This window comes from Streptomyces globosus, from assembly GCF_003325375.1.
In the GTDB taxonomy this organism is placed as follows: domain Bacteria; phylum Actinomycetota; class Actinomycetes; order Streptomycetales; family Streptomycetaceae; genus Streptomyces; species Streptomyces globosus_A.
In genome coordinates, this window is sequence record NZ_CP030862.1 from 5,507,936 (window position 1) to 5,532,135 (window position 24,200).

Here is a 24,200-nt window from a genome sequence, read left to right on the forward strand (position 1 = left end):
CCCCGGCGGCCCTGCCGCGCCGCGGCCGCTCCCGGACGGCCTCCCGCCGCCCCGGACGGACCCCCTAGGAGGCCGAGCCCGGGCCGCTCCCGTCGTCCGGCGTGCCCTCGGCGGACTTGTCGTTCCACCGGGGGTCGTTCTGCCATTCGAGGTTGCGCTCCTGCGCCGTCTCCATGGCGTGTGCCGCCTCCTCGGGCGATCCGTACGGGCCGAAACGGTCCTTCGCCGGGCACTCGGGGCCCTCTTCGACCTTCTTGTGGACCAGGCAGTAGTACCACTCGCCCGGTTTGCCCGTCTGGCGCTTCTTGAACAGGGCCATCGTCCCCGGCTCCTTCCTCCGCGGCCGCGTGCCGCCTCCGTACCGTCCTGTCTGCCGCCATGCTGCCCCAGGAGTGCTGGATACACTCGCTTGCATGTCTGGCCAGTCGCTGCTCGTACCCGGCGAGCTCTCTCCGCCCCGTTCCGTTCCCGGCAACATCCGCCGGCCCGAGTACGTGGGCAAGCCCGCGCCCACTCCGTACACCGGCCCGGAGGTGCAGACGCCCGAGACCGTCGAGGCGATGCGCACCGCCGGACGGATCGCCGCGCGGGCGATGGAGGAGGCCGCGAAGCTGATCGCCCCCGGCACCACCACCGACGAGCTCGACCGCGTCGCGCACGAGTACCTGTGCGACCACGGGGCCTACCCGTCGACGCTGGGCTACCGCGGCTTCCCGAAGTCGCTGTGCACCTCCGTCAACGAGGTCATCTGCCACGGCATCCCCGACTCGACGGTGCTGCGCGACGGCGACATCGTGAACCTGGACGTCACCGCGTACATCGGCGGCGTGCACGGCGACAACAACGCCACCTACCTGTGCGGCGACGTGGACGAGGAGTCCCGCCTCCTGGTGGAGCGGACCCGGGAGGCGCTGAACCGGGCGATCAAGGCCGTCAAGCCGGGCCGGCAGATCAACGTGATCGGCCGGGTCATCGAGTCGTACGCGAAGCGTTTCGGCTACGGCGTGGTCCGGGACTTCACGGGGCACGGCATCAACTCGGCGTTCCACTCCGGCCTGATCATCCCGCACTACGACAGCCCGCACGCCACGACCGTCATGCAGCCCGGGATGACCTTCACGATCGAGCCGATGCTGACGCTCGGCACCCACGAGTACGACATGTGGGAGGACGGCTGGACGGTCGTGACGAAGGACCGGAAGCGGACCGCGCAGTTCGAGCACACACTGGTCGTGACGGACTCGGGAGCCGACATCCTCACCCTGCCGTAGCCGGTTCCGGGCCCCCGGGGACGTTTTACCGACAACGCGTCGGGAACACATTGACTTAGGTATGCCTAAGCAGGAGGATCAGGCGTGGCGGCCGTGCCGCCACGCCCGGTCCCCCCTTCCCCGGAGGTCTGTCTTGGACGCCTTCTCCACGGCCATCCGCGTCGCGTCGCACGAGCAGCACACCGAGGCCGAGTCCTCCTCCTTCATGAGCGACCTGCTCGGCGGCCGGCTCGGAGTCGACGCGTACGCCCGCTACACCGAGCAGCTGTGGTTCGTGTACCGGGCCCTGGAGGACGCGGCCGAGGCCCTCGCCGGCGATCCGGTGGCGGGGCCCTTCATCCGTCCGGAACTGATGCGCGTCGCCGAGATCGAGCGCGACCTGGCGCACCTGCGCGGCCCGTCCTGGCGCGAGACGCTGGTGGCGCTGCCCGCCACGCGGGCGTACGCGGCGCGGGTCGCCGAATGCGCGGCCGCCTGGCCCGGCGGGTACGTCGCCCACCACTACACCCGCTACCTGGGCGACCTCTCCGGCGGCCAGATCATCCGCGACCGGGCGGAGCGGGCCTGGGGCTTCGCGCGCAAGGGCGACGGCGTCCGCTTCTACGTCTTCGCGGACATCTCCAACCCGGCCGCCTTCAAGCGCGAGTACCGCGGGCTCCTCGACGCGATCGCCGCGGACGACCTGGAGAAGCAGCGCATCATCGACGAGTGCAAGCGGGCCTTCGACTACAACGGGGCCGTCTTCCGCGAGCTGGGGGCGGAGTTCCCGCTCAGCGCCTGACCGGCTGCGCCGGGGAGTCGAAGCGGACGCGCCCGCCGATCTCGACGGTGCCGTCGGGTCCGGGCGCGGTGAGGATCTGCGAGCCCGCGCCCTGGTTGATGTTCAGGGCGCGGTTCAGCTGCGCCGTCAGCAGGGCCGCGGCCGAACCGGTGGCCTCGTCCTCGGCGATGGCCCCGTCGGGCCGCCGGGGGAAGCCGCGGGCGCGGACGCGGCCCGCGGCCTCGTCCTCCCACGCCCACGCGTACAGCCAGCCCTCGCCGGGCGGCGGTGCGGGCAGCGCGTCGACCTCGCCGGGCGTCGCGTACTGCCGGGTGCGCTTGCCCTCGGCCCACTCGGGCCGGACCGTGACCCAGGTGAACTCGCCGTCGTCGCGGGCCCATACGGACCCGGCGGGCGGCTGGAGCTCCTCGATGTCCAGCAGCCAGGCCACCCCGACGAGCGGGTGCCCCGCGAACGCCATGCGCGTGCCCGGGGTGCGGATGTCGACGACCCCGCGCTCGGGGTCGTCGACGAACACCGTCTCGCTGTAGCCGAGTTCGGCGGCGAGCGCCTGCCGGGACGCGTCGTCCGGGCAGGTGCGGCCGTCGCGGACGACGCCGAGCAGGTTGCCGAACCGCCCGTCGCCCGCGCAGAAGACCCTGAGTACGTCGAGATCGTTCACGCGGGCATTCAAACACGGCCCGGCCGCGGGCCGCGCTCCGCCGCCCGGCCGGTCACCAGAGCCGGTCGACCGCCCCCGGGTGCAGGGCGATACGGGTCCCCGCGAAGTCCTCCGCCCGACCGGTGCGCCCGCCGGCGCGCGGCGGGAAGTAGCCGAGCACCTCCTTGTCGAAGCCCGGCTCGTCCGTGGCCAGCGGCTCGGCGGGCGTGCCGCCCACCAGCACGGCCCCGGGCAGGCGGGTGAACCCGGCCGCCTCGTAGAAGCCGGCGAGCGGCCGGTCGCAGCTGAACAGGACGACGTCCACGCCCGGGTCGGCGGCCAGCGCCGCCCGTGCGGCCGCGACCAGGCGGCGCCCGTACCCGCGGCCGCGCACCGACTCCCGGGTGACGACGGCGCTCAGGCCGGCGGCGCGGTAGGTCCGCCCCGCGTGCCGGAGCCGCTTGTACAGCAGCGCCAGCGATGCGAGGACCGTCCCCGACGCGTCGAGCAGCAGCAGGGCCCGCGGGGCGAGCGCCGGGTCGTGCCCCGCTGTGGCGCCCGGCCAGGCCTGCGCCTCCAGCTCGGCGACCTGCGCCGCGAGGTCCGCCGGCAGCTCGGCCTCCGGCCAGGCGGCGACCGTCGCGGTCATGCGGGGATCCGGACGCCCGCGCCGCCGACCCGCACCCGCCTGTCGCCGGGCCGCAGCTCCACCGTCAGCACGCCGGGGCGGCCCATGTCCTCGCCCTGGTGGAGGGTGAGGACGGCCTCGTCCGGTACGAGCTCCAGCTCGCGGGCGTACGCGCCGAAGGCGGCCGCGGCGGCCCCGGTGGCGGGGTCCTCGACGACGCCGCCGACCGGGAAGGGGTCCCGTACGTGGAAGGTGTCGGGGCCGGCCCGGTGCACCAGCTGCACGGTGGTCAGGTCCAGGCGCTGCATCAGCGCCTCCAGCCGGGCGAAGTCGTAGTCCAGGGCGGCGAGGCGCTCGCGGGTGGCCGCGCCGAGGACGAGGTGGCGGGCACCGGCGAAGGCGATCCGCGGCGGGAGGGCCGGGTCCAGGTCGGCCGCCGGCCAGTCCAGGGCGGCCAGCGCCTCGGCGAGGTCGGAGCCGGCGATGTCCTCGGTGTGCGGCTCGACGCTGGTCAGGACGGCCCGCAGGCCGCTGCCGGTGTCGGTGACCGAGACGGGCACCGTGCCGGCCGGGGTGGCGAAGACCAGTTCGCCCGGACCGATCCGCTCCGCCAGCGCGACGGACGCGGCGACCGTGGCGTGCCCGCAGAAGGGGACCTCGGCCTTCGGGCTGAAGAAGCGGAGCGTGAAGGCCCGGCCGGGCGGGCCGTCGAGGCCCTGCGGCGGGCCCGTCAGGAACGCGGTCTCGCTGTAGCCCAGTTCGGCGGCGATCCGCAGCATCGCGGCGTCGTCCAGGCCGCTCGCGTCGAGCACGACCCCGGCGGGGTTGCCGCCGGCGGGGTCGTCGGAGAAAGCGGTGTAGCGCAGTACCTCGGTCGTCATGCTGTGGCTCAACTGCGGTGCGCCGCGGCGCATTCCCGTCCGGCGGCGCCCCCGGCGCGGGCCTGCTCAGCCGCGCCCGATGTACGGCATGGCCGTCGCCATCACCGTCGCGAACTGCACGTTCGCCTCCAGCGGCAGCTCCGCCATGTGCAGCACGGTGCGGGCCACGTCGGCGGCGTCCATCACGGGCTCCACCGCGAGCTGCCCGTTCGCCTGGAGGATCCCGGTCTGCATCCGCTCGGTCATCTCGGTGGCCGCGTTGCCGATGTCGATCTGCCCGCAGGCGATCCGGTACGGGCGCCCGTCCAGGGAGAGCGACTTCGTCAGGCCGGTCACGGCGTGCTTGGTCGCCGTGTACGCGACCGAGTGGGGCCGGGGGGTGTGGGCGGAGATGGAGCCGTTGTTGATGATGCGGCCGCCCTGCGGGTCCTGCTCCTTCATCTGCCGGAAGGCGGCCTGCGCGCACAGGAAGGAGCCGGTGAGGTTGACGTCGACGACGCGCCGCCAGTCGTCGGGGGAGAGGTCCTCCAGGGGCACCCCGCCCGGGCCGAAGGTGCCCGCGTTGTTGAAGAGGAGGTCGAGCCGGCCGTACCGCTCGCGGACGGCCGCGAACAGCGCGGCGACGTCCGGCGGGGAGCTCACGTCTGCGGGGACGCACAGCACGTCGGCTCCGGGCCCTGCCGCCCGCGCGGTCTCCTCCAGCGGAGCGGTCCGGCGGCCGGCGGCGGCCACGGCCCATCCGGCGCCGGCGAGGGCGAGGGCGACGGAGCGGCCGATGCCGGAGCCGGCGCCCGTGACCACGGCGGTCTTCATGCCAGGTGCGTTCATGGGGCCGCAGGGTACGGCAGAAGCCGGGCGCGTCGGCGGACGTTCCGACAGCTGAGAGCATGGACCGGCCAGGGGTGTGAAAAGACGACGAGAAGACTGGAGTCCGCATGCCGGAGACAGGCCCTGCGACGGCCGCGCACGAGCCGCCGCCGAAGACGCCGCCCGCCGAACCGACCGCTTCCGCCCCCGCCCCCCGCCCGGCCCCCGCCCCGGGCGCGGACTCCGGCTCCGACTCCGACTCCGACTCCGGCTCCGCTGCCGTCCCCGCCCCGCGGACCGAGTCCGCGCCCGCGGCGCCGCGCGCCGGCACCGCCGCCGCCCGCCGCACGGGGCTGCTCGTCATGGTCGTCCTCGGCGGGCTCAGCGCCCTCCCCCCGCTCTCCATGGACATGTACCTTCCGGCCCTGCCGGAGGTCGCGTCCGCCCTGGCCAGCCCGGCCGCCACCGTCCAGCTCACCCTGACCGCGTGCCTGGCCGGCATGGCCCTCGGCCAGCTCGTCATCGGCCCGATGAGCGACAGGTGGGGCCGCCGCCGGCCGCTCCTCGCCGGCATGGCCCTGTACGTCCTCGCGACCGCCGTCTGCGCGCTCGCCCCGACCGCCGAGCTGCTGATCGGCTTCCGCCTGCTCCAGGGCCTGGCCGGAGCCGCAGGCATCGTGATCGCCCGCGCCGTCGTCCGCGACCTGTACGAGGGCGTGGAGATGGCGAAGTTCTTCTCCAGCCTGATGCTGATCTCCGGGGTGGCGCCCATCATCGCCCCGCTCATCGGCGCGCAGGTGCTCCGCTTCGCCGACTGGCGCGGCGTCTTCGTCGTCCTCGCCGCCGTCGGACTCGCCCTGACCCTCCTCGTGTGGCGCCGCCTGGACGAGACGCTGCCGCCGGAGCAGCGGCACACCGGCGGCGTCGGCGCCGCCCTGCGGACCATGCGCGGGCTGCTCGCGGACCGCGTCTTCGCCGGGTACGTGCTGGCCGGCGGCTTCTCCTTCGCCGCGCTGTTCGCGTACATCGCGGCCTCCCCGTTCGTCGTCCAGGAGATATACGGGGCCTCCGCGCAGACCTTCAGCCTGCTGTTCGGCCTGAACTCCGTCGGCCTGATCCTCGCCGGGCAGGTCAACGGCAAGCTGCTCGTCGGCCGGGTCAGCCTCGACAAGGTCCTGGCCTGCGGGATCGCCGTGGTCGTCGCCGCGTCCGCCGCGCTGCTGCTGATGTCGGCGGGCGTGTTCGGCCCGGTCGGCCTGGCGCCGGTCGCCGCCGCTCTGTTCGTGCTGATGTCGGCGATGGGCCTGGTCCTGCCCAACACGAACGCGCTGGCCCTGATGCGCACCCCGCAGGCCGCCGGGTCGGCGTCGGCGCTGCTCGGCACCTCCTCGTTCCTCGTCGGCGCGGCCGCCTCGCCGCTCGTCGGCATCGCCGGGGAGGACACCGCCGTTCCGATGGCTGTCGTCCAGGTCTGCTGCGGGCTCCTCGCCGCGGGCTGCTTCCTCGGCCTGTGCCGGCCCTGGCGCAGCCGCGGAGCGGCTGCCGCGGCGTGAGCCGGGCACCGGGGGCGCCGTAAACTTCGGAGGTGAACGCCTCCGCCCCCACCACCGCCGAAACCCTCCGGTCCGCGCTGGCCGGACTCCTCGACGGGCTGCCGCCGAAGCAGGCCGCGGCCGCCGTCGAGCGGCTGATCGCCAACTACCGGGGGCGCACCCCGACCGACGCCCCCGTCCTTCGGGACCGCTCCGACGTGGCGGCGTACGCGGCGTACCGGATGCCCGCCACCTTCGAGGCGGTCCGCTCCGCGCTCGCCGGCTTCGCCGAGGCCGCCCCGGACTGGGCGCCCGCCTCGCACGTGGACGTCGGCGGCGGCACGGGCGCGGCAACCTGGGCGGTCGACGCCACCTGGGACGGCCCGCGCGCCACGACCGTGCTGGACTGGGCGGAACCCGCACTCGCCCTCGGCCGCGAACTGGCCGGGGCGTCCGGCTCGCCCGCGCTGCGGGGCGCCGAGTGGCGGCGGGCCGTCATCGGCTCGGCCCTCGCCCTGCCCGCCGCGGACCTCGTGACCGTCTCGTACGTCCTCGGGGAGCTCACCCCGGAGGCCCGGCGCGCCGTCGTCGCCGAGGCGGCCCGCGCCGGACAGGCCGTCGTCCTCATCGAGCCGGGCACCCCCGAGGGCTACCTGCGCATCCGCGAGGCCCGCGACCAGCTGATCGCGGCGGGCCTGCACGTCGCCGCGCCCTGCCCGCACGACGGGGCCTGCCCGATCGGCGTCGGCGAGGACTGGTGCCACTTCTCGGCGCGGGTCAGCCGCTCCTCCCTGCATCGGCAGGTCAAGGGGGGCTCGCTGCCGTACGAGGACGAGAAGTTCAGCTACGTCGCGGCCACCCGCTTCCCGGCGGAGCCGGCCGCCGCCCGGATCACGCGGAGGCCGCAGATCCGCAAGGGCCTCGTCCTGCTCGACCTGTGCGGGCCGGAGGGCGAGGGGCTGGTCCGGGCCACCGTGACCAAGCGGCACGGCGACCTCTACAAGCGGGCGCGGGACGCCGAATGGGGCCGGGAGTGGCCTCCGGCCACGGACTGACGTCCGCGGCCGGAGGCGCGGGGCGGAGACGCGGGGCGGAGCCGGGGCGGGCCTACGTCCGCAGCTCCTGGGTGCAGCACTTCACGCTGCCGCCGCCCTTGAGCAGCTCGCCCAGGTCCATCGGCACCGGCTCGAAGCCCCGGTCCCGCAGCGGGCCGAACAGCCCGGTGGCCGCCTGCGGCAGCAGGACGTGCCGGCCGTCGCTGACCGCGTTCAGCCCGAGCGCGGCCGCGTCCTCGGCGCCGGCGATCAGCGCGTCCGGGAAGAGCCGCCGCAGCACGGCCCGGCTGCCCGGCGAGAAGGCCTCCGGGTGGTACATCACCTCGTCGCCGTCCAGCACGCACAGTGCCGTGTCGAGGTGGTAGTACCGCGGGTCGACCAGGTCCAGTCCGATGACGGGACGGCCGAAGAACTCCTGCGCCTCGTCGTGCGAGAGGGGGCTGGAGCGGAAGCCCCGCCCGGCCAGGATCCAGCTGGCCGTGACGGCGAAGTCGCCCTCCCCCTCGTTGACGTGGGCCGGCTCGTGGACGTCCCGGAAGCCGTGCGAGCGGAACCAGGCACGGTGGATCTCCGCCTCGCCGGTGCGCTCCGCGTGCGCGAACCGGGCGCCGAGGACCCGGCCGTCGATGACGAGGGCGCCGTTCGCGGCGAAGACCATGTCGGGGAGGCCCGGCTCCGGCTCCAGGGTCTCGACGGTGTGCCCGAGGGACAGGTAGCGGTCCCTGAGGTCCTCCCACTGGGCCATGGCCAGGGGGAGGTCCACCGGTTTCCCGGGGTCCATCCACGGGTTGATGGAGTACGTGACCTTGAAGTGTGCCGGTGGGCACATCAGGTAGCGCCGGGGTGTGGCGTCTCTGCGCAAAGAAGGCTCCTCACGACTCACGGACTGGTGGGTGAATCGTCTCTCCTCCGGGGGAGCCGCGCAGTGGACTGACCGGGTGATGTGCACATTGACTGAAAGACGAGATGTTCCGGTTGCTAATTTGTCCGAATGACCAGCAAGAACCCTGACGCGAAAGCCCCCGACGCGAGCCGCCGCAGCGAGCGCTCCCGGCAGGCGATCCTCGACGCGGCGCTCGCCCTGGTCGGCGAGGTGGGCTACAACCGGCTGACCGTCGAGGCGATCGCGGCCCGCGCCGGGGTCGGCAAGCAGACGATCTACCGGTGGTGGCCGTCGAAGGCGGCCGTCCTGCTGGACGCCTCGCTCGCACTCTCCGGCAAGGCCGCGGACGAGGGCGGCTGGACCGGCTTCCCCGACACCGGCGACCTCGCCGCCGACCTGAAGGCCGTCATGCGGGCGACGGTCGACGAACTGTCCGACGAGACGTACGCGGCCCCCGCGCGCGCCCTCGCGGCCGCCGGTGCCACCGACCCCGGCCTCGGCGCCCGCTTCACGGAGCAGCTGCTGGAACCGCAGCTCGCCCTCTACGAGGAGCGGCTGCGATCCGCCCGCGAGGCCGGGCACATCTCCCCCGGCACGGACCTGCGGGTGGCCGTGGAGATGCTGGTGGGCCCCCTCACCTACCGCTGGCTGCTGCGCACGGGCCCCCTCACCCACGCCTTCGCGGACGAGGTCGTCGACCGCGTCCTGGCGGGCATCGCCGCGCACGCCGACACCGCGTGACCACCGGGGGTGGCGAACGTCACCGACACCGCCCCCCGCGCCCCCCGGCCCACCAATGGCCGGATTTCGCCTGCTATGAGGCGATATTCCGGGCGTCGAACAGGGGCTTGTCCTTGGGGAGAGCGGTCACCCGGACCGCCGGATGGTGGGACGATGTCAGGGTCTGCCGGGGCCAACGCTGAGGTGAGGGGATAGATGGGGTCTGAGTCCGGCCGCGTCAAACGCGGCGAGCAGAGCAGGATTTCGCAGTGGCTGCGCCGGCGCCCGAAGTCCGCGCCGGAGGACCCCGGCCGGGTACGCGAGGCACTGCTGCTCTCCGTGGCCGCGGCGGGCCTGCCGCTCGCCCCCGCCGCCCACCCCGTCGGCTACCGGTGCTCCTGCGACCGGATCGGCTGCCCCACCCCCGCGAGGCACCCCCTCTCCTTCGCCTGGCAGACCCAGTCGACCACCGACCGGGCCCAGGTCGAGCGCTGGGCGCGCAACGAGCCCCAGGCCAACTTCATCACCGCGACCGGCATGGTCCACGACGTCCTGGACGTCCCCCTGGAAGCCGGCGCCAAGGCCCTCGAACGCCTCCTCGCCGCCGGCATCGACGTCGGCCCGGTCGCCGAGTCGGGCGGTACGGGCGACGAGGCCCGCATGCTCTTCTTCACCGCCACCCGGGGCACCCCCGAGGACGAGGACGAGTGGTGGCCGTGCGAACTGGACTGCCACCCGGAGACGATGGACGAGCACCCGGGCCTGCGCTGGCACTGCCGCGGCAGCTACGTCCTCGTCCCCCCGGCAGCCCTCCCCGGCGACCGGGCCGTGACATGGGTCCGCGGCATGGAACACCCCCTGCCGGACCCGCTGACCCTCCTGGAAACCCTGACGGACGCCTGCGCAGCGCACGCCACGACCCCGGCAGCAGCCTGGCCCCTCCACCACTGACCGCCGGCCAAACCAGCCCCGCCGGCGTTTGAGGCGCGGGGGTGCGGGGGCAGGGCCCCGCAACGGGCCCGGGCAGAGCCCGGGAAACGGAGAAAGGGCGGGGCGGCGAGCCGGCTCCGCGCAGCGGCAACCCGCACCCGGCGGCGACGACGGCGACGGCAGCGGCGGCGGCGGCGCCCCGCCCCCTCAGTGGATCTGCGTCACGACGACGTCGAGCGCCCACGCCCGCCCGCCCCGTGCAGGGGCCTCGCCCTCCACCACGTACCCCAGCCCCCGCAGCACCTCGACCAGCTCCGCCGGCCCCGCCGGCCGGGCCCCCGCGACCAGCAGATCCCGCACCAGCCTCCCCTTGGTCGCCTTGTTGAAGTGGCTCACCACGGACCGCTTCTCCACCCCGTCCACGACCTGCGCGTGCAGCACCCGCACGGTGGCCGTCCTCCCGGCGAGCTCCCCCTTCGGCTTCCAGGCGGCCGCGTACGCCGCCGACCGCAGGTCGAGTACGAGCCCGTCCCCGGCGGCTTTCGGCATGACCTGCGCCATCGGCTCCCGCCAGTACGCGCCGAGCGCGCCCAGCCCGGGCAGCCTGACCCCCATCGAGCACCGGTAGGACGGAATCCGGTCGCCGACCCGGACGGCACCCCACAGCCCGGAGAAGACGAGCAGCGTCCGCTCGGCCAGTGCCCGCGCCGCCGCGGGCAGGTCCGCCAGCCCGAGCGCCTCGTACAGCACCCCGGTGTACAGCTCGCCGGCGGGCAGGGCGGCCGCCTCCCGCAGCCCGGCGTTCTTCGCGACCTCGCCGCGGAGCCCCTGGCTCAGCCCGAGCACCTCGCGCGCCTTCTCCTCGTCCCCGGCGCACAGGTCGACGAGCTCGGCGAGCACGGCCTCGCGGGCCGCGGCGAGTCCCGGCAGCGACAGTGTCCCCGCATCCAGGGGTGCGCCGGTCCCGCCGGAGGCCTTTCCCTCGGACGGCGGCAGCAACACGAGCACGGTGTATCTCCTCAGACCAGAACAACACAGGGGGTGCGGCCCCGCCCCAGCGTAGACCGCTCGCCGTGCCGCCCCCGCCGTCCGGCCCTACGCTCGACCCATGCCACGCCGTCATCTGCACATGACCGGCGCAGACGGGGCTGCCCTGCGGGCGGCACTGCGCGACCTGCGGACCGGGCTGGACGTGCCGCGGGAGTTCCCGCCGCCGGTGCTGGCCGAGGCGGAGCAGGCCCTGCGCACCCCCCGGCTCCCGGACGAGGACGCGACCGACCTCCCCCTGTTCACGATCGACCCGCCGTCCTCCCGCGACCTGGACCAGGCGATGCACCTGGCGCGCCGCGCGGGCGGCGGGTACGCCGTCCACTACGCCATCGCCGACCCGGCGGCGTTCGTCACCCCGGGCGGGCCCGTCGACGCGGAGGCGCACCGCCGGGTCACCACCCTGTACTTCCCGGACGGGCGGGTCCCGCTGCTCCCGCCGGCCCTGTCCGAGGGCGCGGCCAGCCTGCTGCCGGGCCAGACCTGCCCGGCCCTGCTGTGGCGCCTCGACCTGGACTCGGCGGGCCGCGTGGAGCGGACGGGGATCCGCCGGGCCCTGGTCCGCAGCCGGGCCCGCTACGACTACGACGGCGCCCAGCAGGCGATCGACTCGGAAACGGCGGAGGAGCCCCTGTCGCTGCTCCGCGAGGTGGGCCGCCTCCGCGAGGAGCAGGAGCGCGAGCGGGGCGGGGTCTCCCTGAACGTGCCCGAGCAGGAGATCATCGCGCGCGACGGCTCGTACGGCCTGGCCTACCGCGCGCCGCTGCCCGCGGACGGCTGGAACGCGCAGATCTCCCTGATGACGGGCATGGCGGCCGCCGACCTGATGCTCGCAGCCGGGACGGGCGTCCTGCGGACCCTGCCGACGGCCCCGGACGGGGAGGTGGGGCGGCTGCGGCGCACCGCCCGGGCGCTGGGCATCGACTGGCCGCACCACGTCCCGTACGCCGAGCTGATCCGCTCCCTCGACGCGCACCGCCCCGCGCACGCGGCGTTCCTGCAGGAGTGCACGGCGCTGCTGCGGGGCGCCGGGTACACGGTCTTCACGGGCGGCGCGCCCGGCGGCCCGGTCGTGCACGCGGCGGTCGCGGCGCCGTACGCGCACTGCACTGCCCCCCTGCGCCGCCTCGCCGACCGCTACACGGGCGAGCTGTGCCTGGCCGCGGCGTCGGGGGCCGGTGCCCCGCAGTGGGTGCTGGCGGGCCTGGAGGAGCTGCCGCGCCGGATGGCGGACGGGATGCGCCTGGCCAACACGGTGGAGCGGGAGTGCGTGGACCTCGTGGAGGCGGCCGTGATGAAGGGCCGCGTCGGGGAGGCCTTCGACGCGGTGGTGATCGACATCGACGACCGCGACTCCCGCTCCGGGACGGTCCACCTGGCCGAGCCGGCGGTCGTCGGCCGCGTGGAGTCCCCGACCGGCGCCCTGCCCCTGGGCGGCCGCATCCGCGTCCGCCTCACCCGCGCGGACCCCGGCCACGCCAAGATCCTCTTCACCGCTGGTGCGACGGCGTGACCGCGGCGCCCTGCACGGCGGCGACGACGGCGCGCGGATCGTCGGCGTGGAAGCGGATGACGCGGGCCTCGCCCCGCGCGCCCAGCGGCCGGGTGAAGGCGACGGGCCGGGAGAGTTCCACGGTCACGGTGGTCTGGCTGCCGACGGCCAGGTCGAGCACCCCGTCCCCGGACAGGGTCACCAGCCGGCCCTCCGGGTAGCGGCGGTCGACGCGGGCCGAGGCGACGGCGTCCGCCGGGACGGTCAGGTCGAACAGTGCCCCGTAGCGCAGCCGCAGGCTTCCGTCGCCGCGGACGATGTGCGGCCGGGTCACGCATGCGGCGTGCATCGCAAGGAGCAGCAGCACGCCGTACACGTCGAGGACGAGGACCACCCGGTGCACGGCCGGCCAGGGAATCAGCAGGGCGAGGGCGACGGTCTCGACGACCGAGACGAACACCATCCCGTACATCATCGCGGTCTGCGGCCCGGTGTACGCGGCCGGCAGGTCGCCCTCGGCGGCGCCGTGCGGCGGGCGGCGCAGCACCCACCGCACGAGGGAGGTCCCGGCCCGCAGTTCGTGCAGCAGCAGCCGGCGCACGGCGGCGGGCACCACGGCCCGCCCCGCGGCCCGCAGGGCCTCGCCCCGTACGGCGCCCCGTGCGCGCTCGGCGGCGTACAGCGACCGCAGCACCCACCCCTCCAGCAGCAGGGCGGCGGCGACGAGGACCCCGCCCGCGGCGAGCACCGCCGCAGGCGGGCGGACCCCGGCGGCGACGGCGAGGACGAGCAGCAGTTCGCCGGGTATGACGGCGGCGGCCGCGAGGCGCGCGGCCCGCACCCGGCTCACCGCCGGCCCCGCTGCACGAACGCCTCCATCACGCGCCGTACGACCTCCGCCTGGGCGGGGGCGTACTCGGCGAGCAGCGCCTCGACGACGGCGGGCGGGGCGGCGGCGGGCCCGCTCCCCCCGTCCCCCTGGATCGCGTCGAACACGGCGTCGGGCACGGCCGCGACGAGGGCGTCGGCCAGCTCCGGGATCCGCGGGTCGTCGGGCGGCGCGTCGGCAAGCTCGTCCAGCCGCTCGTACAGCGCGAGGACGGCCGGGTCGGCTGCGAGCGGCCCGAGCGCCGCGTAGACGCCGGCGCCGCCCTCGCCGGCCGTGTCGAGGAGGGTGAGGAGCTCGCGGTCGAGGGCGGCGGACGGCGAACCGGTGGCCGGCGCCTTGGCGAACAGGTCGGCGAGCGCGGGCGACACGGGCTCGGTCGCGCCGGGCGGCGCGGCCCGCAGCGCGGCGAGCCGGCGGCGGCGCTCCCGGATGCCGGCCTCCTGGCGGGCGAGGTCGGCGTCGAGCTCACTGAGCACCTCGGCGAGGTCGCGCCCGGCATCGTCCGCGAGGACGTCCCGGACCTCGTCGAGGCCGAGCCCCAGCTCGGTGAGCCGGCGTACGCGCGCCAGCAGGACGGCGTCGCGGACGGTGTAGGTCCGGTATCCGTTGGGCAGCCGCACCGGCTCCGGGAGCAGGCCGACATGGTGGTAGTGCCGGACCGCCCGGGTGGTGACCCCGACGAGCGCGGCGATCTCTCCGATCCGCATGCCCTCCAGTAGAAAGCCTGCCGTTGCGGCAAGGTCAAGCGGCGGCGCGGGGCCGGGTAGCATGGTCGGCACGGCAGACGAGCCGGCCGGACGGCCGCGTCGGGATCCCCGGATCCCGCCGAGGAACGTCCGGGCTCCACAGGGCAGGGTGGTGGGTAACGCCCACCCGGGGTGACCCGCGGGACAGTGCCACAGAAAACAGACCGCCGGGGGCTTCGGCCTCCGGTAAGGGTGAAACGGTGGTGTAAGAGACCACCAGCGCCTGGGGTGACCCAGGCGGCTAGGTAAACCCCACTCGGAGCAAGGTCAAAAGGAGTCGTCCCCGGACGGCTCTGCGCGGACGTTCGAGGGCTGCCCGCCCGAGTCCGCGGGTAGACCGCACGAGGCCGGCGGCAACGCCGGCCCTAGATGGATGGCCGTCTCCCCGGCAGCCGCGAGGCCGCCGGGTGACAGAACCCGGCGTACAGGCCGACTCGTCTGCCGCCTGCACTGCTGGCCCGGGGTGGAGCCCCGCAGGCTTCGCCGGCCCGGAGCCCTGGGGAGTCCTTGGGGAGTTCCGCTCCCGTTCGAGGCCTCGCTTGCCCCCCGCCGCGCGCCTTCGGCCCCGCCGCGTCCGCGAATCCACGCCTCGGCTTCCCACCCGCCCGACGCGCGGGATGCGCGCCGGGCGGAGCGGGTGGTCAGCGGAGGTGGGACGTGTCGTTGAGGAGGCGGACGGAGGCGTTGCCGTCGCCGTAGTAGGCGACCGCGGAGAGGGACGCCGCCGCCAGTTCCATGCGGAACAGGGACTCCGGCGGGGCGCCGAGGGCCAGGCGTACCAGGATCTTCACCGGGGTGACGTGCGTGACCAGCAGCACGGTGCGGCCCCGGTGCGCGGCCAGCAGCCGGTCGCGGGCCGCGGAGATCCGCCGGGTGGCGGCCGCGAAGCTCTCGCCGCCGCCCGTCGGGGCGGCCTTCGGGGAGTCCAGCCAGGCCTGGAGGTCGTCCGGGTAGCGCTGCTGCACCTCGCCGAACGTCAGCCCCTCCCAGGCGCCGAAGTCGACCTCGCGCAGGCCCTCTTCGACGGTGACGCGGAGGCCGAGCCGGTCCGCGACCGCCTGCGCGGTCTCCCGGCAGCGGCGCAGCGGCGAGCTGACGACCGTCTGGACGGTGCCGCGCGCGGCCAGCGCCTCGGCCACCGCGTACGCCTGGCGGCGGCCGGCGGCGGACAGTTCGGGGTCGCTGCCGCCGCTGCCGGAGAAGCGCTTCTGCGGCGTGAGGGCCGTCTCGCCGTGCCGGAGCAGGACGAACGTCGACGGGGGGCCGAGGTCGGCAGGGCCCCAGCCGCGGCCGGCCTTCGGCGCCCCGGCGGCCGGCGAACCCTCGGCGGGAGCCGGCCCCCCTTCGGCAGCCGGCGCCGGGAGCACGGCGGACGCGGGGCCGGCGGTCGCCGGTGCCGTCGCGGCAGCGGTCGCGGCGGACGCCCCCGCGGCGGCCGGTGAGGCGGCCAGGGCTGCGCGGACCGCTGCGGCCCCTGCCGCGGCGTCGCCGGGCGGGCCCGACGGAGGCGGTGTGGCCAGGGTGCGGGCCGCCGACGCGTCCAGGGCCGCCGCCGACGCGGACGGCTCCCACTGCCGGCCGTCGCGGCCCGCGTCCATCGCCTCGTTGGCGAGCCGGTCCGCGTGCCGGTTCCGTTCGCGCGGGATCCACTCGTACGTCACGCGGCCGCGCGGCAGGACCGCCGCCGCCTCCGCCGCGAGCGGCTTCATGTCGGGGTGCTTGATCTTCCAGCGGCCCGACATCTGCTCGACGACGAGCTTGGAGTCCATCCGGACCTCGACCGCGGCCTCCGCGTCCAGTTCGCGGGCGGCCTTCAGCCCGGCGATCAGTCCCCGGTACTCGGCCACGTTGTTCGTGGCGACGCCGATGTACTCGGCGCGCTCCGCCAGCGTCTCCCCCGTCTCCGGGTCCAGGACGACCGCGCCGTAGCCGGCGGGCCCCGGGTTGCCCCGGGATCCGCCGTCCGCCTCCACGACCAGCCGCGGCATCAGATGCCCGAGTCCGCCGTACGGACCAGGATGCGGCCGCAGTTGTCGTGCCGGACGACCCGGTTCGCGGCCGCGGCCTTGATCTCGTTGACCTCGGCCATGTCCAGCTCCAGCCGGCAGCCCTCGCAGCGGCGCTGGTACAGGCGGGCCGCGCCGACGCCGCCCTGCTTGGCGCGGATCTTCTCGTACAGGGCCACCAGGTCCGCGGGGAGGGAGGCGGCGACGAGCTCGCGCTCCTTCGTGATGCGGGCGGTCTCCGCGTCCAGCTCGCCGGTGGCGGCGTCGCGCCGGGAGGTGGCGTCCGCGAGCTTGGCCTCCAGGGCGGAGACGCGCTCGGTCAGCTCGCCGACGCGCTCCTGCGCGGCCTCCAGGCGCTCCATCACCTCCAGGACGACGTCCTCCAGGTCGGCCTGGCGCTTGGCGAGCGAGACGACCTCGCTCTGCAGGTTCGCCAGGTCGCGCGGGGACATGCCGGCGCCCGAGTCGAGCCGCTGCTGGTCTCGGGCGGCCCGCTGGCGGACCTGGTCGACGTCCTGCTCGGCCTTGGCCTGCTCGCGGGCGGCGTCGCTCGCCTGCGTCTGCGCCGCCACGAGCAGGTCGCGCTGCTGGGAGAGGTCCTTGGTCAGCGAGTCGACCTCGGCGTGCTCCGGCAGCGACGTCCGCTTGTGGGCGAGCTGCGACAGCCGCACGTCCAGGGCCTGGACGTCGAGGAGTCGGATCTGGTCGGCGGGCTCGGCGTTCAGTTGGGGGCTCCAGGGGTAGTCGGGGAGGTTGCGGACGGCGCGTGCGCCGTCCAGGGGTCGGTGACCGTGCGGGACACGTGGGTGCGCAGGCCCCAGCCGTGGCGCTCGGAGACGGCGTCGAGCTGGGCCGCGGCCTGCTCGCACCAGGGCCACTCGGTGGCCCAGTGGGCGGCGTCGACGAGCGCGAGCGGGCTCTGCTCGCGGGCCTCGGACGCCGGGTGGTGGCGCAGGTCGGCGGTGAGGAAGACGTCCACGCCGGCCGCCCGCACCTGCGCGAACAGGCTGTCGCCGGAGCCGCCGCTGACGGCGACGGTGCGGACGGTCATGTCGGGGTCGCCGGCGATACGGATGCCCTGCGCGGTCCGCGGCAGCCGGGCGGCGGCGCGGGCCGCGAACTCGCGGAGCGTCTCCGGGTGGTCGAGTTCGCAGATCCGGCCGAGGCCGCGGCGGCCCTGCGGGTCGGTCGGGTCCGGCACCAGCGGGCCGGTGATCCGCAGGTCGAGCGCGCCGGCGAGCGCGTCGGAGACACCCGGGTCGGCGGTGTCCGCGTTGGTGTGGGCGACGTGCAGCGCGATGTCGTTCTTGATCAGCGTGTGCACGGCACGGCCCTTGAACGTGCCGGCGGAGACCGTGGTGGTGCCGCGGAGGTAGAGGGGGTGGTGGGTGACGAGCAGGTCGGCTCCCAGCCCCACCGCCTCGTCGACGACCTCCTGTACGGGGTCGACGGCGAACAGGACCCGCGCGACCTCGGCGTCGGGGTCGCCGCAGACGGTTCCGACCGCGTCCCACTGCTCGGCCCGCGAGGGGGGCCAGAGAGCGTCCAGCGCGGCGATGACTTCAGAGAGACGTGGCACAGGCCAAGGCTACCGTCCGTACGGAATCGGAAAGGTCCGCCCGCGGCTCCCCCGCCGCCGGCCCCCGGCGGGCAGCACAGGCGGCGGCGCGGCCCGGCGCGAAACGCCGCCGGGCCACCCTTAAGGGTGAAGCGGCGGAGGTCGTGTTGTTCGGCTGGAAGTGCGAAAACTAGCTTCCTCACCGGAGGTGACGCACGGATGACTGTCTGTGCCATCGAGATCACGACGGCTGCCCCGTTCACCATCGCAGCGGACGGCTCGTACGCGGCCCGGCTCGCCGGGAGCGGCGAGGCGCGCTACCCGGAGCGCTGGACGCTGGCCGGCCCCGAGCCGTACGCGGTGCCGCTGCCGCTGGCCCAGCCCGAGGAGGCCGACAGCGAGGTGCTGCCGCTCGCCGACGGGCGGGTCCTGATCCACCGGCGGGTCGCGGACCGGCACGCCTTCGCCCTGCTGTACCCGACGGGCGGCGCCGGGGCCGGGCCGCGGACGGGCGAGCTCTCACTGGGCTCCGTGGTCCCGGGCCGGGAGGACGTACGGGTGTCCCTGCTGCCCCCGCCGCCCGGCGGGTCCTGCGCCTACGCCCTGGCCTCCTCGGCCGGCGGCTCCGCCGTCTGGCGGGTGGCGGGCGGCCCCTTCGGGCCCGTGGCCCGGATCCCAGGCCGCTGCACGGGCGGTGTCTGGCTGGACCGCGGCGGCCGCATGCTGGCCCTGGACCGCGAGCGGGAGGGCACGGTGAAGGCGGTCGCCGTGGATGTGGGGTGCGGCGAGGCCACCCCGCTGCTGCAGATCGCGGACGGCAGCGACGACCGGCTGCTGTTCGCCGACCCCGACAGCGGGCTCGTGCTGGTCCGGTCGGACGCCGCGGGCGAGCCGCGCCTGGGCTGGGGCGTCCTCGGCAGCGCCCGGCCGGTCCGCTTCCCCGAGTGCCTGCGCGGCCTGCCGGCGGTCCCGTTCGCGGTCCAGCCGGGCCAGGCGCTGATGCCCGAGACGTGCGGGGTCGCGTTCCGGCTGGAGGACCCGGCTGGCGGCTCCGGCGACTGGGGCGGCGTCGCCCTGTGGCGGCCCGCCGACCGGCGCGTCTTCCGCCTCGCCGCGCCCGCCGGCTGGCTCGGCACCGGGCTGTGGAGCCCCGAGGGCCGCCTGCGGCTGCCGTACTCGACGCCCGAGGTGCCCTGCGGGATCGCCGCCGTGGCGATGCCCGACGCGCCTGCGCCCGCGGTCCGGGTCGAGGCTCGGCCCACTGCCGGGCCGGCCGCACCCGGGGCCGCGGCGGGGGCGGCACCCCGCGCGGTGCCGCCCGGCCCGGTGCCGCCCCGCCCGGTGCCGCTCCAGCAGGCCCCGCTCCAGGGCGCGGCGCACTGACCGGCCCCGGGCCCGCCCCGCACCCGTCCCGGGCCCGCCCTGTGCCCGCCCGGTCCGCGCCTATCCGGCCGCCGCCCGGCCGTGCCGCAGGCCGAACACCTCAGCCGCGGCGAAGGTCTCGCCGTCCGGGCGGCCCGCGTAGTGCGGTGTGAGGAGCGCGTCCAGCTCCTCGTACGAGAAGACGTCCTCGGCGGTGTCGAACACGGCCGCCACCCTCGGCCGCTCCATCACCGCGACGATCCCGCCGTGGACGACGAGCAGCTGCCCGTTCACCCGGCCCGCCGCCGGCGAGGCCAGGTAGGCGACGAGCGGGGCGACGTGCTCGGGGGCCAGCGGGTCGGGCCGGCCGTCGTCGGGCACGCCGAACCCGGCGAAGACGTCCTCCGTCATCCGGGTCCGCGCCCGCGGGCAGACCGCGTTGGCCGTGACCCCGTACTTGGCGAGGGCGAGCGCGGTCGAGGTGGTCAGGCCGACGATGCCGCCCTTGGCCGCCGCGTAGTTCGGCTGGCCGGCCGAGCCGCCGAGGAAGGCCTCGGAGGAGGTGTTGACGATCCGCCCGAAGACCGGGCCGCCCGCCGCCTTCGACCGCTCCCGCCAGTGCGCGGCGGCGAAGCGGGTGGTGTTGAAGTGGCCCTTGAGGTGGACACGGACGACCGAGTCCCACTCGTCCTCGGACATGGAGAACACCATCCGGTCGCGGAGGATCCCCGCGTTGTTGACCAGGACGTCCAGCTTGCCGAAGGTGTCGACCGCCAGCCCGACGAGTTCGCGGGCCTGCCCGAAGTCGGCCACGTCCCCGGCGTGCGCCACGGCCCGGCCGCCGGCCGCGCGGATCTCCTCGACGACCTCCTGCGCCGGGCCGGCGGACGCGTCGCCCGAGCCGTCGCGGCCGGACCGGCCCAGGTCGTTGACGACCACGGCGGCCCCGAGCCGGGCCAGTTCGAGCGCCTCGGCGCGGCCGAGGCCCCGGCCGGCGCCGGTGACGACGGCGGACAGTCCCTCAAGCGGAAGCGGCATCTGCGGGTTCCTCTCCGACGGGCGTACGGGCGTACGGGCGTGGGCGCGTGCGCAACGTGCGCAACCCCTCTAGAGCTCGATGCAGGTGCGCAGGGCCGTGCCCGTGCGCATCTGGTCCAGGGCGTCGTTGACCTCGGCGAGCTGCACCCGGTGGGTGATCAGCCCGGCCAGGTCGACGCGCCCGGCCCGCCACAGGCCGATCGTGCGCTCGTAGGACCGCAGCACGTCCCCGCCGCCGTACATCGACGGCAGGATCCGCTTCTCGTCGAAGAAGAGGGAGAACATGTTGACGGAGTAGTCGTCGTCGAGGGCGCCCGCGCCGACCACGACGACGGAGCCGCCGCGCCGGGTCATCTCGTACGCGGTCCGCACCGTCGCGGACCGGCCCACGACCTCGAAGACGTAGTCGAAGCCCTCGCCGCCGGTGATCCGCTGCCGGGCGTCGGCGAGGGCCTCCGGGGCGACGGCCTCGGTGGCGCCGAACCGCAGCGCCGCCTCGCGCCGGCCGGCGACCGGGTCGACGGCGACGACCTGCGCGGCGCCCTGCACCTTGGCGCCCTGGACGACGGAGATGCCGACGCCGCCGCAGCCGATGACGGCGACGGACGACCCGGCCTCCACCTTCGCCGTGTTGATCGCCGCGCCGAGGCCGGTGGTGACGCCGCAGCCGATCAGGGCGGCGATGTCGTACGGCACGTCGTCGGGGATCTTCACCGCGCAGGCGGCGGGGACGACGAGCTCCTCGGCGAAGGTGCCGGTGCCGGCGAAGCCGAAGACGTCGCCGCCTCCGGCGCGCCGGAAGTTCGGGGCGGCGGCGTTCCCGAAGGCCGCCAGGCACAGGTGCCCCTGGCCGCGCCGGCACGCCGGGCAGTCCCGGCAGGGCGGCAGCCAGCAGACGAGGACGCGGTCGCCGGCCGCATGGGTGGTGACGCCGTCCCCGACGTCGGTGATCTCCCCCGCGCCCTCGTGCCCGGGGACGAACGGCGCGGGCTGCGGCAGCACCCCGCTCATCGCGGACAGGTCGGAGTGGCAGAGGCCGGTGGCCCTGATGCGGATCCGCACCCGGCCGGGCCCGAAGCCCACGGCCTCCATGTCGTCGACGACCTCGAGCTTGTCCTGGCCTGTCTCGCTCTGCAGCGCTGCGCGCACGGTGCGGCTCCTCGGCTTGGGGCTACGGGGGTGCGGGGGGTGCGGGGGCGGTGGCGGTGGGGCGGGTGGTGCTAGCCGTGCTCGACGACCGTGTCCGCGAGGACGGGGGCGTCGTCCCGCTCGGCGGCGCCCACCTCGACGCGCACCCGGCCGGGCTCCTCCCACATCCGGATCCGCAGCGTCTCGCCGGGGTAGGCGACGCCGGCGAACCGGGTGCGGTAGGCGCGGACGCGGTTGACGTCCCCGCCGAGCGCGGTGTCGACGACGGCCTTGAGGGCCATCCCGTACGAGCAGAGGCCGTGCAGGATCGGCCGGTCGAAGCCGGCCGTCTTGGCGAACCCGGGGTCGGCGTGGAGCGGGTTCCAGTCCCCGGAGAGCCGGTAGAGCAGTGCCTGCTCCTCGCGGACGGCGCGCTCCACGACCCGGTCGGGGGCACGGCCGGGTGCCTCGGAGCGGGCGGAGGGGCCGCGGTCGCCGCCGAAGCCGCCCTCTCCGCGGACGAAGACCTGCGCGTCGCTGGTCCACAGGGGGCCGTCGGCGTCGGCGGCCTCGGAGCGGAGCACGATGACCGCGGCCTTGCCCTTGTCCCAGACGGCCGCGACCCTGGACGTGGCCGTGGCCCTGCCCGTGACGGGGATGGGCCGGTGCAGCTCGATGGAGTGGCCGCCGTGCAGGACGGCGGCGAGGTCGACCTCGATCCCCGGTGCGGAGAGCCCGCCGAGCATGGCCATGCCCGCGCCGGCGACGGTGGCGAAGCTGGGCAGGACGTGGAGCCGGGACTCCAGGGTGTAGCGGAGCTCGTCGGGGTCGGTGGCGGGGATTCCGGCGCCGAGGCCCAGGTGGTAGAGCTGGACGTCCTTGTGGTCCCAGGCGATGTCCCCGCGGCGGGGGTCGGCGGCTAGGGCCCTGGCGGCGTCGATCGGCATGGGGATGGTGCTCCTTGTCCGTGGAAGACCTCGGCGCGGTCGTCCGCACCGTCGGCCGCACCGAGGTCGCATGCGGGACCGGTTCTAGAACACGTTCCAGTGTCCACCGGTGAGGCATGTATAACGCACCCCCCACCACTTGGGAAGGCTGCTGACTGCGTGTCAGACAGACGGGTTCCGGCGCGTGTTGCGGCCTCCGGGACGGGGGCCGCGCCCTACGCTGGCGGCGTGGACGACATGCCGGTGGACCGCCGCCCCGCCAGGTCCCTGCGGGTGCTCCTCTTCCCGCCGGACGCGGCGCTGGCGCTGCGGCTGGGGCTCCAGCCGGACATCGAGATGGTCGGCTCCGCGCTGGCCCGGCCCGCAGTGGCGCTCGTCGAGGAGCTGTCGGCCGTCACGGCGCTGCTGGCGGAGGATCCCGAGTGCCGGGTGCTGGTGAGGGCCGGCTCGGCGCACCCCGGGCTGGTGGACGCCGCGCTGGCGGCCGGGGCGGCCGGGCTGGTGGTGCGGGACGGGCCGCTGGAGGAGCTGGCGGACGCCCTCCGGCGTGCCTCCCGCGGCGAGACGGTGGTCGACCCGGCCCTGGCGGCCCCCGCCCGCCCCGGCCCGCGGCCCGACCCCGGCCCGCGCCCCGGCCGCAGCTCCGGCTCCGACCCCGGCTCCGGAGGGCTCAGCGGCGCAGCAGGGTGACGACGGCCGCGCCGCCGAGGCCGATGTTGTGGGCCAGGCCGACCGCGGCGCCGGAGACCTGCCGGGGCCCGGCCTGCCCGCGCAGCTGCCACACCAGTTCGGCGGTCTGCGCGAGCCCGGTGGCGCCCAGCGGGTGGCCTTTGGAGATCAGCCCGCCGGAGGGATTGACCACCCAGCGCCCCCCGTACGTCGTCGCGCCGCTCTCCGCGAGGGCGCCCGAGTCCCCGTCCGCGCACATGCCGAGGGCCTCGTAGGTGAGGAGCTCGTTGACGGAGAAGCAGTCGTGGAGCTCGATGACGTCGACGTCGTCGATGCCGAGGCCGGCGGCGGCGAAGGCCTGCCGGGCCGCGGCCGCCGTCACCGGCTTGCCGACGACGTCGATGCAGGACCCGGAGGCGAAGGTGGCGGGCGTGTCGGTGGCCATCGCCTGCCCGGCGATCTCGACGGCCTCGGCGTGCAGCCCGTGCCGTACGAGGAACCGCTCGGAGACGACCACGGCCGCGGCGGCGCCGTCCGACGTGGGCGAGCACTGGAGCCGGGTCAGCGGCTCGTGGACGGGCTTCGCGGCGAGGACCTCCGCGACCGTGTACACGTCGCGGAACTGGGCGTGCGGGTTGTCCGCGGAGTGCCGGTGGTTCTTCGCGGCGACCGCCGCGAGCTGCTCCGGGGTGGTGCCGTACCGCTCCATGTGCTCGCGGGCCGCGTTCCCGAAGAGCTGCGCGGTCGGCGGCGACTGCCCGAAGCCGTGCCGGGCGGCCATGATCCCGTAGTGCCGGGCGACCGGGGAGGCCCCGAAGTCGCCCGCGCCGGCGCCGGAGCCGAGGGAGCCCTTCTTCATCTTCTCGAAGCCGAGGGCCAGTACGCAGTCGGCGAGGCCTCCCGCGACGAGCTGCCGGGCCATCACCAGCGCGGTGGCGCCGGTCGCGCAGTTGTTGTTCACGTTGTAGACGGGGACGCCGGTCAGGCCCAGCGCGTACGCGGCGCGCTGGCCTGCGGTGGAGGGCTGGAAGCAGTAGCCGACGGGGACGTGCTCGACCTGCTCGTAGCCGATGCCGGCGTCCGCGAGCGCGGCCCGCCCGGCCTCCTCGGCGAGCTCCCAGTACGGCCGGTTGGCCGTTTCGGGCTTCTCGAAGCGGGTCATCCCGACTCCGGCGACGTACGACTTCATG

Annotated in this window: 25 protein-coding genes and 1 other RNA gene; 10 read left to right on the plus strand and 16 right to left on the minus strand. The window is 75.6% G+C overall.

Annotated elements, in window-relative coordinates; translation table 11 throughout:
• Positions 1-64 precede the first annotated feature (64 nt).
• Positions 65-319, minus strand: coding sequence for a hypothetical protein (locus C0216_RS24415; protein WP_114057353.1), 255 nt, complete (start codon positions 317-319; stop codon positions 65-67).
• A gap of 94 nt (positions 320-413) precedes the next feature.
• On the opposite strand from C0216_RS24415, the gene map reads away from it, so the two are divergent.
• Together map and C0216_RS24425 are read left to right on the plus strand one after the other, a co-directional pair.
• Entirely contained in the window at positions 414-1,271 is an 858-nt protein-coding gene (gene map, locus C0216_RS24420; protein ID WP_114057354.1) for a type I methionyl aminopeptidase, read from the plus strand.
• A 133-nt stretch (positions 1,272-1,404) separates the two neighbouring features.
• The gene (locus C0216_RS24425) at positions 1,405-2,052 is read left to right on the plus strand and encodes a heme oxygenase (biliverdin-producing) (RefSeq protein WP_114057355.1); all 648 of its coding nucleotides are present in this window, start codon (positions 1,405-1,407) and stop codon (positions 2,050-2,052) included.
• Here the strand turns inward: C0216_RS24425 and C0216_RS24430 are convergent.
• The 4 genes from C0216_RS24430 to C0216_RS24445 form a co-directional block, all read right to left on the minus strand.
• A complete protein-coding gene (locus C0216_RS24430) occupies positions 2,042-2,713 on the minus strand; it encodes a PhzF family phenazine biosynthesis protein (RefSeq protein WP_114057356.1) in 672 nt (223 codons plus the stop codon). The genes C0216_RS24425 and C0216_RS24430 overlap by 11 nt on opposite strands.
• Positions 2,714-2,765: 52 nt before the next feature.
• Positions 2,766-3,341 carry a GNAT family N-acetyltransferase gene (locus C0216_RS24435; RefSeq protein ID WP_114057357.1) on the minus strand — a complete coding sequence of 192 codons (576 nt, stop codon included), beginning with the start codon at positions 3,339-3,341 and terminating at the stop codon, positions 2,766-2,768.
• Positions 3,338-4,201, minus strand: a complete 864-nt coding sequence (locus C0216_RS24440; RefSeq protein ID WP_114057358.1) for a PhzF family phenazine biosynthesis protein — start codon at positions 4,199-4,201, stop codon at positions 3,338-3,340. The genes C0216_RS24435 and C0216_RS24440 overlap by 4 nt, the downstream gene beginning before the upstream one ends.
• 66 nt (positions 4,202-4,267) lie before the next feature.
• Positions 4,268-5,029 (minus strand): SDR family oxidoreductase, encoded by a 762-nt coding sequence (locus C0216_RS24445; RefSeq protein ID WP_114057359.1) that lies wholly within the window; start codon positions 5,027-5,029, stop codon positions 4,268-4,270.
• A gap of 107 nt (positions 5,030-5,136) precedes the next feature.
• On the opposite strand from C0216_RS24445, the gene C0216_RS24450 reads away from it, so the two are divergent.
• The gene (locus C0216_RS24450) at positions 5,137-6,561 is read left to right on the plus strand and encodes a multidrug effflux MFS transporter (RefSeq protein ID WP_114057360.1); all 1,425 of its coding nucleotides are present in this window, start codon (positions 5,137-5,139) and stop codon (positions 6,559-6,561) included.
• A gap of 32 nt (positions 6,562-6,593) precedes the next feature.
• A complete protein-coding gene (locus C0216_RS24455) occupies positions 6,594-7,595 on the plus strand; it encodes a small ribosomal subunit Rsm22 family protein (protein WP_114057361.1) in 1,002 nt (333 codons plus the stop codon).
• Between the two features lie 52 nt (positions 7,596-7,647).
• Here C0216_RS24455 and ddaH read toward each other — a convergent pair whose 3' ends face one another.
• Positions 7,648-8,478, minus strand: coding sequence for a dimethylargininase (ddaH, locus tag C0216_RS24460; RefSeq protein WP_342777134.1), 831 nt, complete (start codon positions 8,476-8,478; stop codon positions 7,648-7,650).
• 108 nt (positions 8,479-8,586) lie between these two features.
• Here ddaH and C0216_RS24465 point away from each other — a divergent pair, with 108 nt between their 5' ends.
• Both C0216_RS24465 and C0216_RS24470 read left to right on the plus strand, forming a co-directional pair.
• Positions 8,587-9,219, plus strand: coding sequence for a TetR/AcrR family transcriptional regulator (locus tag C0216_RS24465; RefSeq protein WP_114057363.1), 633 nt, complete (start codon positions 8,587-8,589; stop codon positions 9,217-9,219).
• A gap of 195 nt (positions 9,220-9,414) precedes the next feature.
• On the plus strand, positions 9,415-10,149 hold the full coding sequence (locus C0216_RS24470; RefSeq protein WP_114057364.1) for a bifunctional DNA primase/polymerase: 735 nt from the start codon (positions 9,415-9,417) through the stop codon (positions 10,147-10,149).
• A gap of 186 nt (positions 10,150-10,335) precedes the next feature.
• Here C0216_RS24470 and yaaA read toward each other — a convergent pair whose 3' ends face one another.
• Positions 10,336-11,136, minus strand: a complete 801-nt coding sequence (yaaA, locus tag C0216_RS24475; RefSeq protein ID WP_114057365.1) for a peroxide stress protein YaaA — start codon at positions 11,134-11,136, stop codon at positions 10,336-10,338.
• Positions 11,137-11,236: 100 nt separating this feature from the next.
• Between yaaA and C0216_RS24480 the strand changes: the two genes are divergently transcribed.
• Complete coding sequence (locus C0216_RS24480; RefSeq protein ID WP_114057366.1) at positions 11,237-12,688, plus strand: RNB domain-containing ribonuclease; 1,452 nt, start codon at positions 11,237-11,239, stop codon at positions 12,686-12,688.
• On the opposite strand, the gene C0216_RS24485 is transcribed toward C0216_RS24480, so the two are convergent.
• Entirely contained in the window at positions 12,666-13,517 is an 852-nt protein-coding gene (locus tag C0216_RS24485; RefSeq protein ID WP_114057367.1) for a hypothetical protein, read from the minus strand. The genes C0216_RS24480 and C0216_RS24485 overlap by 23 nt on opposite strands.
• On the minus strand, positions 13,514-14,263 hold the full coding sequence (locus C0216_RS24490) for a MerR family transcriptional regulator (RefSeq protein ID WP_114057368.1): 750 nt from the start codon (positions 14,261-14,263) through the stop codon (positions 13,514-13,516). The genes C0216_RS24485 and C0216_RS24490 overlap by 4 nt, the downstream gene beginning before the upstream one ends.
• Before the next feature lie 78 nt (positions 14,264-14,341).
• Here C0216_RS24490 and rnpB point away from each other — a divergent pair.
• Positions 14,342-14,743: RNase P RNA component class A (gene rnpB / locus C0216_RS24495), an RNA gene on the plus strand.
• 200 nt (positions 14,744-14,943) lie between these two features.
• Here rnpB and C0216_RS24500 read toward each other — a convergent pair.
• From C0216_RS24500 to C0216_RS24510, 3 genes are read right to left on the minus strand one after another with little or no spacing between them, the layout of a single operon-like run.
• Positions 14,944-16,290, minus strand: coding sequence for a bifunctional RNase H/acid phosphatase (locus C0216_RS24500; RefSeq protein WP_114057369.1), 1,347 nt, complete (start codon positions 16,288-16,290; stop codon positions 14,944-14,946).
• A complete protein-coding gene (locus C0216_RS24505; RefSeq protein ID WP_223856527.1) occupies positions 16,290-17,033 on the minus strand; it encodes a zinc ribbon domain-containing protein in 744 nt (247 codons plus the stop codon). The genes C0216_RS24500 and C0216_RS24505 overlap by 1 nt, the downstream gene beginning before the upstream one ends.
• Positions 17,030-17,887: a Nif3-like dinuclear metal center hexameric protein gene (locus C0216_RS24510; protein ID WP_114057370.1), complete on the minus strand. Its 858-nt coding sequence runs from the start codon at positions 17,885-17,887 to the stop codon at positions 17,030-17,032. The genes C0216_RS24505 and C0216_RS24510 overlap by 4 nt, the downstream gene beginning before the upstream one ends.
• A gap of 198 nt (positions 17,888-18,085) precedes the next feature.
• Here C0216_RS24510 and C0216_RS24515 point away from each other — a divergent pair, with 198 nt between their 5' ends.
• Positions 18,086-19,249, plus strand: a complete 1,164-nt coding sequence (locus C0216_RS24515; protein WP_246042675.1) for a hypothetical protein — start codon at positions 18,086-18,088, stop codon at positions 19,247-19,249.
• 60 nt (positions 19,250-19,309) lie between these two features.
• Here C0216_RS24515 and C0216_RS24520 read toward each other — a convergent pair whose 3' ends face one another.
• From C0216_RS24520 to C0216_RS24530, 3 genes are all read right to left on the minus strand, one after another.
• A complete protein-coding gene (locus C0216_RS24520) occupies positions 19,310-20,266 on the minus strand; it encodes a 3-oxoacyl-ACP reductase (RefSeq protein ID WP_114057372.1) in 957 nt (318 codons plus the stop codon).
• 69 nt (positions 20,267-20,335) lie between these two features.
• Positions 20,336-21,415 (minus strand): Zn-dependent alcohol dehydrogenase, encoded by a 1,080-nt coding sequence (locus tag C0216_RS24525; protein WP_114057373.1) that lies wholly within the window; start codon positions 21,413-21,415, stop codon positions 20,336-20,338.
• 71 nt (positions 21,416-21,486) lie between these two features.
• On the minus strand, positions 21,487-22,341 hold the full coding sequence (locus tag C0216_RS24530; protein WP_114057374.1) for a MaoC/PaaZ C-terminal domain-containing protein: 855 nt from the start codon (positions 22,339-22,341) through the stop codon (positions 21,487-21,489).
• Positions 22,342-22,578: 237 nt separating this feature from the next.
• Between C0216_RS24530 and C0216_RS34140 the strand changes: the two genes are divergently transcribed.
• Positions 22,579-23,031 carry a DNA-binding response regulator gene (locus C0216_RS34140; RefSeq protein WP_246042882.1) on the plus strand — a complete coding sequence of 151 codons (453 nt, stop codon included), beginning with the start codon at positions 22,579-22,581 and terminating at the stop codon, positions 23,029-23,031.
• On the opposite strand, the gene C0216_RS24540 is transcribed toward C0216_RS34140, so the two are convergent.
• Positions 23,012-24,199: a thiolase C-terminal domain-containing protein gene (locus C0216_RS24540; RefSeq protein WP_114057375.1), complete on the minus strand. Its 1,188-nt coding sequence runs from the start codon at positions 24,197-24,199 to the stop codon at positions 23,012-23,014. The two genes, C0216_RS34140 and C0216_RS24540, sit on opposite strands and share 20 nt — an antisense overlap.
• Position 24,200 lies beyond the last annotated feature (1 nt).